13 protein-coding genes and 3 tRNA genes are annotated in these 13,761 nt (G+C 68.4%); all 16 read left to right on the forward strand.

What is annotated here, in order from left to right:
- The first annotated feature begins 132 nt into the window (after positions 1-132).
- The 16 genes from ACZ6TI_RS09785 (at position 133) to rpoB (ending at position 13,646) form a co-directional block, all read left to right on the forward strand.
- On the forward strand, positions 133-306 hold the full coding sequence (locus ACZ6TI_RS09785; protein WP_465344596.1) for a hypothetical protein: 174 nt from the start codon (positions 133-135) through the stop codon (positions 304-306).
- A 55-nt stretch (positions 307-361) separates the two neighbouring features.
- Positions 362-2,890 (forward strand): putative bifunctional diguanylate cyclase/phosphodiesterase, encoded by a 2,529-nt coding sequence (locus ACZ6TI_RS09790; RefSeq protein ID WP_465344597.1) that lies wholly within the window; start codon positions 362-364, stop codon positions 2,888-2,890.
- A 103-nt stretch (positions 2,891-2,993) separates the two neighbouring features.
- A tRNA-Thr gene (locus ACZ6TI_RS09795) sits at positions 2,994-3,069 on the forward strand.
- Positions 3,070-3,109: 40 nt separating this feature from the next.
- Positions 3,110-3,182 (forward strand) — tRNA-Met (locus ACZ6TI_RS09800).
- A 113-nt stretch (positions 3,183-3,295) separates the two neighbouring features.
- Positions 3,296-3,463 carry a 50S ribosomal protein L33 gene (gene rpmG / locus ACZ6TI_RS09805; RefSeq protein ID WP_067495822.1) on the forward strand — a complete coding sequence of 56 codons (168 nt, stop codon included), beginning with the start codon at positions 3,296-3,298 and terminating at the stop codon, positions 3,461-3,463.
- Between the two features lie 61 nt (positions 3,464-3,524).
- Positions 3,525-3,974 carry an FAS1-like dehydratase domain-containing protein gene (locus ACZ6TI_RS09810; protein WP_465344598.1) on the forward strand — a complete coding sequence of 150 codons (450 nt, stop codon included), beginning with the start codon at positions 3,525-3,527 and terminating at the stop codon, positions 3,972-3,974.
- Positions 3,971-4,366 carry a MaoC/PaaZ C-terminal domain-containing protein gene (locus ACZ6TI_RS09815; protein WP_465344599.1) on the forward strand — a complete coding sequence of 132 codons (396 nt, stop codon included), beginning with the start codon at positions 3,971-3,973 and terminating at the stop codon, positions 4,364-4,366. The genes ACZ6TI_RS09810 and ACZ6TI_RS09815 overlap by 4 nt, the downstream gene beginning before the upstream one ends.
- Before the next feature lie 98 nt (positions 4,367-4,464).
- Positions 4,465-4,537, forward strand: a tRNA-Trp gene (locus ACZ6TI_RS09820).
- A 141-nt stretch (positions 4,538-4,678) separates the two neighbouring features.
- Complete coding sequence (gene secE, locus ACZ6TI_RS09825) at positions 4,679-5,071, forward strand: preprotein translocase subunit SecE (protein ID WP_465344600.1); 393 nt, start codon at positions 4,679-4,681, stop codon at positions 5,069-5,071.
- Between the two features lie 26 nt (positions 5,072-5,097).
- Positions 5,098-5,856: a transcription termination/antitermination protein NusG gene (gene nusG / locus ACZ6TI_RS09830; RefSeq protein WP_465344601.1), complete on the forward strand. Its 759-nt coding sequence runs from the start codon at positions 5,098-5,100 to the stop codon at positions 5,854-5,856.
- 115 nt (positions 5,857-5,971) lie between these two features.
- Positions 5,972-6,688, forward strand: coding sequence for a 50S ribosomal protein L1 (gene rplA / locus ACZ6TI_RS09835; RefSeq protein WP_465344602.1), 717 nt, complete (start codon positions 5,972-5,974; stop codon positions 6,686-6,688).
- Positions 6,689-6,756: 68 nt separating this feature from the next.
- A complete protein-coding gene (locus ACZ6TI_RS09840; protein WP_465344603.1) occupies positions 6,757-7,602 on the forward strand; it encodes an ATP-binding cassette domain-containing protein in 846 nt (281 codons plus the stop codon).
- Positions 7,599-8,279, forward strand: coding sequence for a hypothetical protein (locus ACZ6TI_RS09845; RefSeq protein ID WP_465344604.1), 681 nt, complete (start codon positions 7,599-7,601; stop codon positions 8,277-8,279). Before ACZ6TI_RS09840 ends, ACZ6TI_RS09845 begins: the two co-directional genes overlap by 4 nt.
- A gap of 365 nt (positions 8,280-8,644) precedes the next feature.
- Positions 8,645-9,190, forward strand: coding sequence for a 50S ribosomal protein L10 (gene rplJ / locus ACZ6TI_RS09850; protein ID WP_465344984.1), 546 nt, complete (start codon positions 8,645-8,647; stop codon positions 9,188-9,190).
- A 51-nt stretch (positions 9,191-9,241) separates the two neighbouring features.
- Complete coding sequence (gene rplL / locus ACZ6TI_RS09855; RefSeq protein WP_465344605.1) at positions 9,242-9,625, forward strand: 50S ribosomal protein L7/L12; 384 nt, start codon at positions 9,242-9,244, stop codon at positions 9,623-9,625.
- A gap of 580 nt (positions 9,626-10,205) precedes the next feature.
- Complete coding sequence (gene rpoB, locus ACZ6TI_RS09860) at positions 10,206-13,646, forward strand: DNA-directed RNA polymerase subunit beta (RefSeq protein ID WP_465344606.1); 3,441 nt, start codon at positions 10,206-10,208, stop codon at positions 13,644-13,646.
- Positions 13,647-13,761 lie beyond the last annotated feature (115 nt).

Raw genomic sequence — 13,761 nt, forward strand, 5'->3', positions numbered from 1 at the left:
CTACTCAACCGTTCAGCCAGGATTTCGGTATGTGCGGCCCCGACCCGCCGATGCACGCTGCCCGACGCACAGCCCGTGTGGCACCATCATCACACCCCCCAACGGATGCACCTTTTTGCACAGGAGCCATAGATGCCCGCAAGGAAGCTGAGCCGTCTCGCCGGCTTCGCGCTCGTGCTCGCCGCCGTGTTCGGCGGTGTCGGCGTGGCCGCAGGGGCCGACGCCGCGTCCAAGCCCGGGGCCTCCGCCGAGACGGTCACCGTCACGGCCATGCCCACGCGACTGATCGACGTCATCTGGGGCTGATCGCGGGGCCCGATGCCCCTTGCCGGGCCCGCATGACTGATCAGGGGGGAGCGCGATGACCGGCCGTCGAGCGGCGCCGCGCCGATCTTCCCGCCATGCCTGGCTGATCACCTATCCGTTGGCGCTCTTCGCGCTGATCTGCACCGCGGCCTTCTGGTTCGCCGAATCCGACTGGTACAAATCCTGGCCGGGCGGTCTGCTCGCACTCGCCGCGCTGACCGTCGCCAACATCGGCGTCTTCAACGTCGTCATCCGGCGCCAGGGCTTCTTCGTCGTCGTCACCGAGATCCCGCTGGTGCTGGCGCTGTTCTATCTGCCGCCGGTGATGGTGATCCTGGCGGCCACATTGGCCACTCTGCTCGCCCACCTGCGGTCCAAGATGGGCATCACCAAACTTTCGTTCAACGTGGCCAAGGCCGCCGCGGCCACTTCGGCCGCGCTGATCGTGGTCGCGCCCTTCCCCGACCTCAGTGGAGTCAGCCCGGCCACCTGGGGCGTGCTCTTCGCCGGCGCGATGACCAGCGCGGTCTTCGCACCCGCCGCGCTCGCCGCCGTGATGGCCGTGGTGCAGGGCCGGCAGGCCGGTCAGGAGACCCTGCGGGCCGGCCTCCCGACGCTGGTCACCGCCGCCTTCAACATCGTCATCGGCCTGGTCTTCCTGGTCGCGCTCTCGGCCACGCCGTGGGCCGCCATCCTGCTGGTCGTGCTGCTCGGCTCGCTGGTGCTGATCTTCCAGTCGTTCGCCGAGTTCCTGCGCCAGCACCGCACCCTCGCCGAGGTCTACGAGCTGACCAGGGCGGTCCGCGAGCAGGGGAGTGAGGGCGGTCTGGCGGACGCGCTGCTCGGCCGCGTGCGGGCCCTGATGCGCTCGGAGTACGCGACCCTCTGGCTGCCCGCCCAGGGCCGGCACCCCGAGGTGCTGCTGACCGCCCGGGTGGACGACGAGGGGCTGCTGGACATCTCGCCGATGCCGGCCGTGATCCGCGAGCGGGCCATCGCCGGCGAGCACGCGGTGGCCGTGGGCGCCCGCTTCGAGGACACCGCGGACCTGCTGCCGATCCTGGCCGACGCGCGGCTCAAGGAGGTCATCGCCGTCCCGCTGCGGTCCGGCCAGACCACGATCGGGTCGCTCGAGGTCGTCAACCGGCTCAGCGACCTGCGCACCTATCGCGCCGCGGACGTGCAGGTGCTGGAGACGATCGCCGCGCACGCCGCGGCGGCGGTGGAAAACTCGCGGCTGGTCGACCGGCTGCGTTACGACGCCTACCACGATCGGCTGACCTCGCTGCCCAACCGGCGGCGGCTGACCGACGCGCTCGCCGAGTCGGTGAAGGTGCGGGCGCCCGGCGAGGTCGTCGCGGTGCTGCTGTTCGACGTGGACGGTCTGCGCGACGTCAACGAGTCGATGGGCCACGCGGCCGGCGACAAGCTGCTCGCCGAGGTGGCCAAGCGGCTGCGGGCGATCGCCGACCCGGGCGCGCTGGTGGGCCGCATCGGCGGCGACGAGTTCGTGGTGACGCTGCGGGCGGAGAGCACCGAGGCGACCGTCCAGCTGGCCACCCAGATGCGTGAGCAGTTGCGCGGCCCGATGGTGGTCGGCACCCTCACCCTCGACGTGGACACCGCGGTCGGCGTCGCGGTCCAGCCGGATCACGGCGACGACCCCGAGGCCCTGCTGCGCCGCGCCGAGCTGGCCGCCAACGCGGCCAAGGTGGTGCCCTACGGCGTGCAGCTCTTCCACCCGGCCCTGGAGTCCCGCGCGGTCCGCCGCCTGGGCCTGGCCGGCGAGCTCCGCAAGGCGCTGGAGAACGGCGAGCTCGACGTCTACTTCCAGCCCAAGGTCACGATCGGCGACCGCCATCTGGTCGGCGTCGAGTGCCTGGCCCGGTGGAGCCACCCGGCGCACGGCGAGGTCGCCCCGGAGGACTTCATCGCGGTCGCCGAGCACACCGGCCAGCTGTCCCGGCTCACCGAGGTGGTGCTCACCGAGGGCCTGCGCCGCTGCCGTGAGTGGGCCGACGCCGCCCGGCCGCTGGCCATCGCGGTCAACCTCTCGGCCCGCACGCTACTCGACCCGCGCTTCCCCAACACGGTGCACGAGCTGCTGAAGCAATACCGGGTGGCGGCCTCCCAGGTCACCTTCGAGATCTCCGAGCCGGGCATGCTCGGCGACATCGAGCGCACCCTGCCGGTCCTCTATCAACTCCGCGATCTCGGGGTGCGCCTGAGCGTCGACGACTTCGGCACCGGCGCCTCGTCGCTGTCCTACCTGCGACAGCTGCCGGTGCACGAGGTGAAGATCGACGACAGCTTCGTGCAGGGCATGGCGACCGACTCCGGCGACCTGGCGATCGTGCGTGCGGTGATCAGCCTGGCCCGTGAGTTCCGCCTCACCGTGGTGGCCGAGGGTGTGGAGAGCGAGCTGACCCTCGACCTGCTCGAGGAGATGGGCTGCGAGATCGGCCAGGGCTACCTCTTCAGCCGCCCGCTGCCTTATGAGCGCCTGGAAGCCTGGTTCAGCGCCCAGACCGAGCCCGAGTCGACTCCGACCGGCGAGGTCCGGCGGCTGCGCGCGGTGATCTAGCAAGTCCTCTGACCTGCAGAAACACCGAATCGGTTATCCGATTTCACCCCGGCTGAGGTGCCGTGTACTCTTACCTCTGCGCATCACGCGAGAGATCGCGCGTGCCCCCTTAGCTCAGTCGGCAGAGCGTCTCCATGGTAAGGAGAAGGTCTACGGTTCGATTCCGTAAGGGGGCTCCAACCGGGCTGCGGCAAGTTCGCAATTGTTTGGGCCTGGCTCGGCGGTGTAGCTCAGATGGCAGAGCAAGCGGCTCATAATCGCTGTGTCGCCGGTTCAAGTCCGGCCACCGCTACTGCACCTTAAGAAGAGGGCGCCGGACGGCGCCCACTTTGCATGTCCGCGACCCCAGCGTCTACGCTGGCTAGTCGTCACTGAGAGAAACTCGTAGTAGGAAGGCACCCCGCCGTGGCCAAGGCGACCGACGTCCGTCCGAAGATCACTTTGGCGTGTACGGAGTGCAAGGAGCGGAACTACATCACCCGTAAGAACCGCCGTAACGACCCGGACCGCATCGAGCTGAAGAAGTTCTGCCCCCGGGACGGCAAGCACACCCTGCACCGCGAGACTCGCTAAATCTAACGTTGCTAGCCTGCGGCGGTCCCGAGAGGGACTGCCGCAGAGTAGTTTCTGGGGTATGCCACTGGACCCCTCCTTCGCCGGCCGCTCCTGGCCGCCCACCGAGCCCTATGTCGTCGGCCGCGAGAAGATCCGGGAGTTCGCCCGCGCGATCGGGGCCACCGACGCCCTGCACCACGACCCCGAGGCCGCCCGCGCGGCCGGTTACCCGGACGTGGTCGCGCCGCCGACCTTCCCGACCGTGGTCACCATGGCGGCCAGCCGGCAGATCATCAGCGATCCCGAGCTCGGCATGGACTACACCCGCGTCGTGCACGGTGACCAGCGCTTCTCCTACACCCGGCCGGTCGTCGCCGGTGACTCGCTGATCTGCACCAACACGGTCGAGGAGATCACCCAGCGCGGCGGGCACGACTTCCTGACCACCCGCACGGACGTCACCACCGAGGCCGGCGAGCCGGTCGTCACCGCCTGGTCCAAGCTGGTGCAGCGGGGGGCGGAGCAGTGAGCGAGCAGTTCGAGCCGCAGGTCTTCCGGATCACCCGCGACGACCTGGTGCGCTATTGCGGGGCCTCCGGCGACTTCAACGTCATCCACTGGAGCGACCGGCTGGCCACCAAGGTCGGCCTGCCCGGCGTGATCGCGCACGGCATGTTCACCATGGCCCTGGCCGGTCGCGCGGTGACCACCTGGGCCGGTGCGGCCGACGCGGTGGAGGACTTCAGCGTCCGGTTCAGCCGCCCGGTGCCGGTGCCGGACGACGACGAGGGCGCCGAGGTGATCATCACGGGCCGGGTCAAGAACGTCGCCGACGACGGCCGCACCACGATCGCCGTCACCGCGACCTGCAACGGCGAGACGGTGCTCAAGCTGGCTCAGGCCACGATCCGGAAGAGGTAGGGGCGGGTTGGGAAACCGGGCGGCGTACCCGTACACTGGTGCGCCGTGGGGTAACTGACCCCTGCTCTCACGTTGTCTTCGTGACGCAGGACCCGCACAGGGGTGTAGCTCAATTGGCAGAGCAGCGGTCTCCAAAACCGCAGGCTGCAGGTTCAAGTCCTGTCACCCCTGCGACAACCCCGTAAGACGCGCCGGCCGGCTCCGGTGGTCAGCGCGTATCCGGCGCCCGAGGCCGTTCTTGATCGCTCGGGCCGAGCGTCGGCAGCGCGACAGACCGATGACAACCACCAGCGACTGACGGAAGAGGGCGAAGTGGCCGAGAGGAAGCGACCCGGCGACGATCCGGCCGGCGACCGCCCCGACGACGAGATTCGGGACGAGATCGTCGAGGACGACGAGGACGTGGCGGACGACGAGCTCGAGGACGAGCCGGTCTCCCGTGGCGGCACCGCGGTCCGGGAGCGGACGGCAAACTCCGACAGCCCGGCCACCAAGAAGGATGTCCGGCGTGGTGGCTTCTTCGGCCGCATCGGAGGGTTCTTCCGCGAGGTCGTCAGCGAGCTGCGTAAGGTCATCTGGCCGACCCGCAAGGAGCTGCTGACCTACACGGGCGTCGTGATCGCATTCGTCACCGTCATGACCGCGATCGTGGCCGGACTGGACTACCTGTTCGCCAAGGGCATCCTGTTCGCCTTCGGCAACTAGTACGCATTTGATGGAAGTGAGCGAGCGTGCCTGAGTACGACGACGAGACCGCCGGCAACCAGGACGAGCAGTCCGCGGTGGCCACGGTGGAGAGCGACGAGTCGGTCGAGGCCGCCAGCCCGGAAGAGACTGCCGGCTCCGACGAGACTGCCTCGGACGAGACCCCGGCGCCCGCCGCCGAGGCGGACGAGGACTTCGACCCGGTCGCCGAGCTGCGGCAGAAGCTGCGCTATGCGCCCGGTGACTGGTACGTGGTGCACTCCTACGCCGGATACGAGAACAAGGTCAAGACCAACCTCGAGACCCGGATCACGAGCCTCGACATGGAGGACTTCATCTTCCAGGTCGAGGTCCCGACCCGCGAAGAGGTCGAGGTCAAGAACGGCAAGCGCCTGCAGGTGCAGAACAAGGTCTTCCCGGGCTACATCCTGGTCCGGATGGACCTGACGCCGGAGTCCTACTCCTGTGTGCGCAACACGCCGGGCGTCACCGGCTTCGTCGGCGCCACCGACCGGGTCGACCGCCCGGCGCCGCTCTCGCTCGACGAGGTGCTGAAGTGGCTGGCACCCGCCGTCGAGGCGGAGGAGAAGAAGTCGAAGCCCGAGATCCGCGTGCTCGACTTCGAGGTGGGCGACTCGGTCACCGTGACCGACGGGGCCTTCGCCTCGCTGCCGGCGTCGATCAGCGAGATCAACGCGGACCAGCAGAAGCTCAAGGTCCTGGTGTCCATCTTCGGCCGCGAGACGCCGGTCGAGCTGAACTTCAACCAGGTCGCCAAGATCTAGCGTCACCGAGATCTGGCGTCACCAAGGTCTGGCCGAGCCGCGAGGCGAGGCAGGAAGTCGTGGGAGGGGCTGCGAAGAGCGCGGCCCCGCCATCAACCACAGGAGTAAGAGAAAGATGCAGCGCAGCAAGGGCTACCGCAAGGCAGCCGAGCAGATCGACCCCAACAAGCTCTACGACCCGGCCGAGGCCATCAAGCTGGCCAAGGACACCACCTCCAGCAAGTTCGACGCAACCGTCGAGGTTGCCATGCGGCTGGGCGTCGACCCCCGCAAGGCCGACCAGATGGTCCGCGGCGTGGTCAACCTGCCGCACGGCACCGGCAAGACCGCCCGGGTGATCGTCTTCGCCCAGGGCGCCAAGGCCGAAGAGGCCGTCGCGGCCGGCGCCGACGAGGTCGGCACCGACGAGCTGGTGGCCCGCATCCAGGGTGGCTGGCTGGACTTCGACGCCGCGATCGCGACGCCGGACCAGATGGCCAAGATCGGCCGCATCGCCCGCATCCTCGGCCCCCGCGGCCTGATGCCGAACCCGAAGACCGGCACGGTCACCATGGACGTGACCAAGGCGGTCTCCGAGATCAAGGGCGGCAAGATCACCTTCCGGGTGGACAAGCACTCCAACCTGCACCTGATCATCGGCAAGGCCTCGTTCTCGGCCGAGCAGCTGACGGAAAACTACGGCGCCGTGCTCGACGAGGTCCTCCGGGCCAAGCCGTCCGCCGCCAAGGGCAAATACCTGAAGAAGGTCACGGTCACCACGACCATGGGCCCCGGCGTGCCGGTCGACCCCAATGTCGTGAAGGGCCTGCGCGCCGAGGGCGCGGAAGCCTGATTCGGTGAAGCACTGAGGAGCCCCCGGGGACACCCCGGGGGCTCTTTCGTCGTTGGGAGGGTCAGGTCGTGCGATTCGAGCAGGTCTGGTTCCGGTACGGGCGTCGCGACCAGTGGACGCTGAGCGAGGTGGACGCCGCCGTCGCCCCCGGTGAGACGGTCGTGGTGCTCGGCCGCAACGGCGCCGGCAAGTCCACGTTGCTGCAGCTCGCGGCCGGTGTGCTGAAGCCGGTCCGGGGCCGCGTGACGGACCGGCCGGCGGTGGTCGGCTGGGTGCCCGAGCGCTTCCCGGCGGAGCAGCCGTTCACCGCCGAGGGCTATCTGCGCCACCTGGCGGCGATGCGCGGCGGTTCCGGTGTGGATCATTGGATCGAGCGCCTGATGCTCACCGAGCACCGGTTCACCCGGCTCGGCGAGCTGTCCAAGGGCACCGCGCAGAAGGTCGGCCTGGCCCAGGCGCTGCTCGTGCCGCCCGGCCTGCTGATCCTGGACGAGCCCTGGGAGGGCCTCGACTCGGTGACCCGCACGCTGATCCCGCAGATCGTCGCCGAAGTGACCGCCGCCGGAGGATCGGTGCTGGTCAGCGACCATCGAGGCGAGATCGCTGAGCTGGCTGGCTCCGCTTCGCTCCGCGGCGATCGCCTTGTAACCGGTGACTTGCGGTCCGAAAAGCCCCTTGGCTCCGCCTCGGACTTTTCGGATCGCAAGTCACCGGCGGCGATCGCGGGCTTGCCCGGGGCGGTCCGCTGGATGGTCTCGGAGGGCAGGGTCCGGCCCGAGGGACAACGAGACGAACCGGCCGAGGTGATCATCGAGGTCGCGGTCCGCAAGGCGGACGCCGACGCCACGGTGGCCGCGCTGAGTGCCTCCGGTCACCGCGTCCTCGGCGTACGCGAGGGGCAGGCGAACCGATGACGGCCCTGGTCCGGATGCGCCTGATCGGTTTCGTCCAGGGCGGCCGGGTGCTGGCGCCGCTCGTCGCCCTGCTGGCCGTGCTCGGCATCCTCTACGGCGGCGGCGCCTCCGAGATCGGCCCCGGTTACGGCTACTCCGCGACGATGCTCTTCCCGATCCTGGCCTGGAGCACCAAGCTGCTGCTGGACACCGAGCCGGACGTGCAGCGCCGCCTCGCCCGGGTGGTCGTCGGCGGCCGGCGCGAGGCGGTCGCCGGGCTGCTCGCGGCGTTGCTGGCCGGCCTGGCCATGGTGCTGCTGGCGATGGTCGTGCCATGGCCGATCGGCGCCTTCACCGTGCGCGGCTCGCTGCTCGGCGGCCTGGCCTTCGGCGCGCTGGCCCACCTGGTCTCCCTGGTCACCGCGGTCGCGCTCGGCGCGCTGTCCAGCCGTGCGGTCACCGGCTCGGTCGGCAAGGGCCTGATGGTGCTGGTCAGCGGCGCGGTGCTGACCATCGTGCTGGGTCTGAAGGGCTCGATCGCACCGTGGCTCATGCCCCCGGTGATGGCCATGGCCCGCGCCCTGAACGGCGACACCCTTCCCCCCGCGACCCAGGCCGGCCGGCTCTGCGCCTGGGCGGCCGCCTGGTGCCTGATCGTCCTCGCCGGCTACGCCTGGCTGCGCCGCCGCCGCTCCTGACTACGTCCCGTTCTGTGACCAGGTCCTCACGGCTGCCCCGCGAATCGCCACCGGTCATCAGGCGATTCGCCGCGGAGCGAAGCGGAGCCGGCAAGCTCAGCAGGGCCGGATTTGGCGCGGGGGAGGGTCGCGCGTACTCTTCATCTCGAAGTTCCACCCACAGACCGCTGGTCGCCGCAGCTGAAGTCGCAAGACGGACGTCGCGGCCAAAGGTCCCGCACATGCGGGCGACCCGCGCAGGGGAGTTCGGCAGCGATCACCGGCACGTGCTCACGCACGTCCGTGTGTTCCGCCCCGTGGCCCTGCGCCCGGGGCGTTTCTCGTGTTCGGAGCCTTCAGCGGTTCGAGCATTTGAGAGGAGGGACATGGCGGACAAGCCGGTCCGGGCCGACAAGGCCACTGCCGTCGCCGAGCTCACGGACAAGTTCCGTAACTCGTCGGCCACCGTGTTGACCGAGTACCGCGGCCTCACCGTCGCGGAGATCACCGAGTTGCGGCGATCGCTGGGCGGCCAGACCAAGTACTCCGTGTCGAAGAACACGCTCGCGAAGCGTGCGGCGACCGACGCGGGCATCGAGGGCCTCGACGAGCTGTTCACCGGTCCTACCGCGCTCGCCTTTGTCGACGGCGACCCGGTCGAGGCGGCCAAGAGCCTGCGGGCTTTCGCCAGAACCCACCCCGTCCTGATCATCAAGGGCGGTGTCTTCGAGGGTAAGGCCATCTCGGCCGCAGAGGTCGGCAAGCTTGCCGACCTCGAGTCCCGCGAGGTGCTGCTGGCCAAGCTGGCCGGCGCCATGAAGGGCAACCTGACCAAGGCGGCGGGCCTGTTCCAGGCTCCGTTGACGCAGGTCGCGCGTCTGGCCGCGGCTCTGCAGGAGAAGCGCGAGAAGGACGGTTCCGCGGAGGCCTGAGCCTTGCGCGGATGACTTACCACCACCGGAAACAACGAAAGGTTGCCAGACATGGCGAAGCTCAGCACCGACGAGCTGCTCGACGCGTTCAAGGAAATGACGTTGATCGAGCTGTCGGAGTTCGTGAAGCAGTTCGAAGAGGTCTTCGAGGTCACCGCGGCCGCTCCGGCCCCGGTCTTCCAGGGCGGTGGCGGCGGCGCCGTTGCCGAGCCCGAGCCGGAGAAGGACTCGTTCGACGTGGTCCTCGAGGCTGACGGCGGCAAGAAGATCCAGGTCATCAAGGTCGTGCGTGAGCTGACCGGCCTGGGCCTCAAGGAGGCCAAGGACGCGGTCGAGGCCGCCCCCAAGGCGATCCTCGAGGGTGTCAACAAGGACAAGGCCGAGGAGGCCAAGGCCAAGCTCGAGGGCGAGGGCGCCAAGGTCACCCTCAAGTGACCTGAGCTTCCAGCTCTGACGTGGCGGGGACCCTTCCGGGGGTCTCCGCCACGTGCTTTTCCCAGGTCGCCGCCCTTGACAGAGATGGTCCGCCGGGGCACCGGCAAACCACCGCAAGCCCCGCCAATCGTGCGCTATGGTCGCTATGCCGCGTCCGATGGATGACGGCACGCGGCGCAACCCTTGACTGAGTGTCCGTCGCCGGGCACGCTGACATCAGCAAGTTCCGCGCTTGCGACGGCCCGCCAGTGGGCACTCGGAGACAACGAGTGCCACCAGGGTTACCGAGGGACACACGCTCGCGTTCTGAGCGCCCCGCGAGGCACCACCTGCATTTGCTCTTGGAGGCAAGAGGCGCAGGTCAGAGGCCCGCGACGGCACGCTCCGCAGCGTCCCGAGGTGGGGGCTGGACAGCGGTTGGCCGAGCGGCTACACTGCTAGTTTGCGCTGCCTTCTGTCTGGATCCCTGCCGGCATATCCACCTGGATAGTTGCCGGGGGGTCCATTGGAGTGCACGCAGCCAGTCGCACATTGCAGCTCATCGCCGCATCAGCATCACCGGTCCTCGGAAGGACGCATCTTGGCAGCTTCCCGCCCTGCGAAGACCAGCCGTACGTCGAGCGCCTACGCTCCCCGCCGTATCTCATTCGGCAGGATCACCGAGCAACTTGAGGTTCCCAACCTTCTGGCCATCCAGACCGAGTCGTTCGACTGGCTGGTGGGCAACGAGGCTTGGCAGGCACGTTCGACGGACGACCCGCACGCCCACTCGGGCCTCGCAGAGATCCTCGAAGAGATCAGTCCCATTGAGGACTTCTCCGGCACTATGTCGCTGTCCTTCTCGGCACCCCGATTCGACGAGGTCAAGGCCTCGATCGAGGAGTGCAAGGAGAAGGACCTGACCTACTGCGCACCGCTGTTCGTGACCGCGGAGTTCACCAACAACACCACTGGCGAGATCAAGAGCCAGACGGTGTTCATGGGTGACTTCCCGATGATGACGCCCAAGGGGACGTTCGTCATCAACGGCACCGAGCGCGTCGTGGTGAGTCAGCTCGTCCGCTCCCCGGGCGTCTACTTCTCGAAGGAGCCGGACAAGACCTCTGACCGCGACCTGTCCAGCGTCAAGGTGATCCCCAGCCGGGGAGCCTGGCTGGAGTTCGACATCGACAAGCGCGACACGGTCGGCGTCCGCATCGACCGCAAGCGCCGGCAGGCCGTCACGGTCCTGCTCAAGGCGATCGGTTGGTCTGCGGAGCAGATCCGTGAGCGGTTCGGCTGGTCCGAGCTCCTCATGACGACGCTGGAGAAGGACCACATCGCCGGGCAGGACGAGGCTCTGCTCGACATCTACCGCAAGCTCCGCCCTGGCGAGCCCCCGACCCGGGAGAACGCGCAGACCCTGCTCGACAACCTCTTCTTCAACCCGAAGCGGTATGACGTCGCCAAGGTCGGCCGATACAAGTTCAACAAGAAGCTGGACATCGACGTTCCGATCGTCCGGGGCACCCTCACCGAAGAGGATGTCGTCAAGACCGTGGACTACCTGTGCCGGCTGCACGCCGGTGAGGAGGGCTACGAGGCGGACGACATCGACCACTTCGGCAACCGGCGCCTGCGCACGGTCGGCGAGCTCATCCAGAACCAGGTGCGCGTCGGCCTGTCCCGGATGGAGCGGGTCGTCCGGGAGCGGATGACCACGCAGGACGTCGAGGCGATCACGCCGCAGACCCTGATCAACATCCGTCCCGTGGTGGCGGCGATCAAGGAGTTCTTCGGCACGTCGCAGTTGTCCCAGTTCATGGACCAGACCAACCCGCTGGCGGGCTTGACCCACCGGCGCCGGCTGAGCGCGCTCGGCCCCGGTGGTCTGTCCCGTGAGCGGGCCGGCTTCGAGGTCCGTGACGTGCACACGTCCCACTATGGCCGGATGTGCCCGATCGAGACGCCGGAAGGCCCGAACATCGGCCTGATCGGCGCTCTGTCGACCTTCGCGCGGGTGAACCCCTTCGGGTTCATCGAGACGCCGTACCGCCGGGTGGACAACGGCCGGGTCACCGACCAGGTCGACTACCTCACCGCGGACGAGGAAGACCGGTACATCAAGGCGCAGGCCAACGCTCCGCTGAAGAGCGACGGCACCTACGCCGAGGACCGGGTCCTGGTCCGCCGGAAGGGCGGTGAGGTCGACTACGTGCCTGGCACGGAGGTCGACTACATGGACGTCTCGCCGCGGCAGATGACCTCGGTCGCGACCGCCATGATCCCGTTCCTCGAGCACGACGACGCGAACCGCGCCCTGATGGGTGCGAACATGCAGCGTCAGGCGGTGCCGCTGGTCAAGGCCGAGGCTCCGCTCGTCGGCACGGGCATGGAATACCGCGCCGCGGTCGACGCCGGTGACGTCGTCGTCGCCGAGATCGGTGGCGTGGTCGAGGACCTGTGCGCCGACTACGTGACGGTGCACCAGGACGACGGCCACCGCCGCACCTACCTGCTGCACAAGTTCCGCCGCAGCAACGCCGGCTCCTGTGTGAACCAGAAGCCGGTCGTGTTCGAAGGCGACCGGGTCGAGGCCGGCCAGGTCATCGCCGACGGACCGTGCACCGACGACGGGGAGATGGCCCTCGGCCGCAACCTGCTCGTCGCGTTCATGTGCTGGGAGGGCCACAACTACGAGGACGCGATCATTCTTTCGCAGCGCCTCGTGCAGCAGGACGTGCTCACCTCGATTCACATCGAGGAGCATGAGGTGGACGCCCGCGACACCAAGCTGGGCCCGGAGGAGATCACCCGCGACATCCCCAACGTCAGCGAGGAAATGCTCGCCGACCTGGACGAGCGGGGCATCATCCGGATCGGCGCCGAGGTCGTCCCCGGTGACATCCTGGTCGGCAAGGTCACGCCCAAGGGCGAGACCGAGCTGACCCCGGAGGAGCGGCTGCTGCGCGCGATCTTCGGTGAGAAGGCCCGGGAGGTCCGGGACACCTCGCTGAAGGTGCCGCACGGCGAGACCGGCACGGTGATCGGCGTCCGCACGTTCTCCCGCGAGGACGGCGACGAGCTGCCCCCGGGCGTAAACGAGCTGGTCCGCGTCTACGTGGCACAGAAGCGCAAGATCCAGGACGGCGACAAGCTCGCCGGCCGCCACGGCAACAAGGGCGTCATCTCGAAGATCCTGCCGATCGAGGACATGCCGTTCCTCGAGGACGGCACCCCGGTCGACATCGTGCTCAACCCGCTCGGCGTGCCGAGCCGGATGAACATCGGCCAGGTCCTGGAGACCCACCTCGGGTGGATCGCCAAGACCGGCTGGGAGGTCGAGGGCGACGACGCTGACTGGAAGCGGCAGCTGCGGGCCATCGAGGCCCACGAGTCGCCCAAGGACAGCAACGTCGCGACCCCGGTCTTCGACGGCGCCCGTGAGGACGAGATCAAGGGTCTGCTCGAGTCGACCATCGTCAACCGCGACGGCAAGCGGCTGGTCAACGGTGACGGCAAGGCGCAGCTGTTCGACGGTCGTTCCGGCGAGCCGCTGCCCGACCCGATCGCGGTGGGCTACGTCTACATCCTGAAGCTGAACCACCTGGTCGACGACAAGATCCACGCTCGCTCGACCGGCCCGTACTCGATGATCACGCAGCAGCCGCTGGGTGGTAAGGCGCAGTTCGGTGGTCAGCGGTTCGGCGAGATGGAGTGCTGGGCGATGCAGGCCTACGGCGCGGCTTACGCGCTGCAGGAGCTGCTCACCATCAAGTCCGACGACGTTCTCGGTCGCGTGAAGGTCTACGAGGCCATCGTCAAGGGCGAGAACATCCCGGAGCCGGGCATCCCCGAGTCCTTCAAGGTGCTGCTCAAGGAGCTGCAGTCGCTGTGCCTGAACGTTGAGGTGCTGTCCAGCGACGGTGTGGCCCTGGAAATGCGCGAGACGGACGACGAGGTCTTCCGGGCCGCGGAGGAACTCGGCATCGACCTGTCCCGACGCCCGAACGAGGGCGTCAGCAGCGTCGAAGAGATCTGACGGAGAGCGTCCCCGGCGGTGGTGTGACCCCCCCACCCGGGACGTCACCGCCGGTCTGAAAGTTCTCTGAACAAAACAACCCGAAGAATCGTCCAAATCTTCTCCGTCCACTTCT

This window comes from Actinoplanes sp. NPDC051388 (assembly GCF_055586225.1).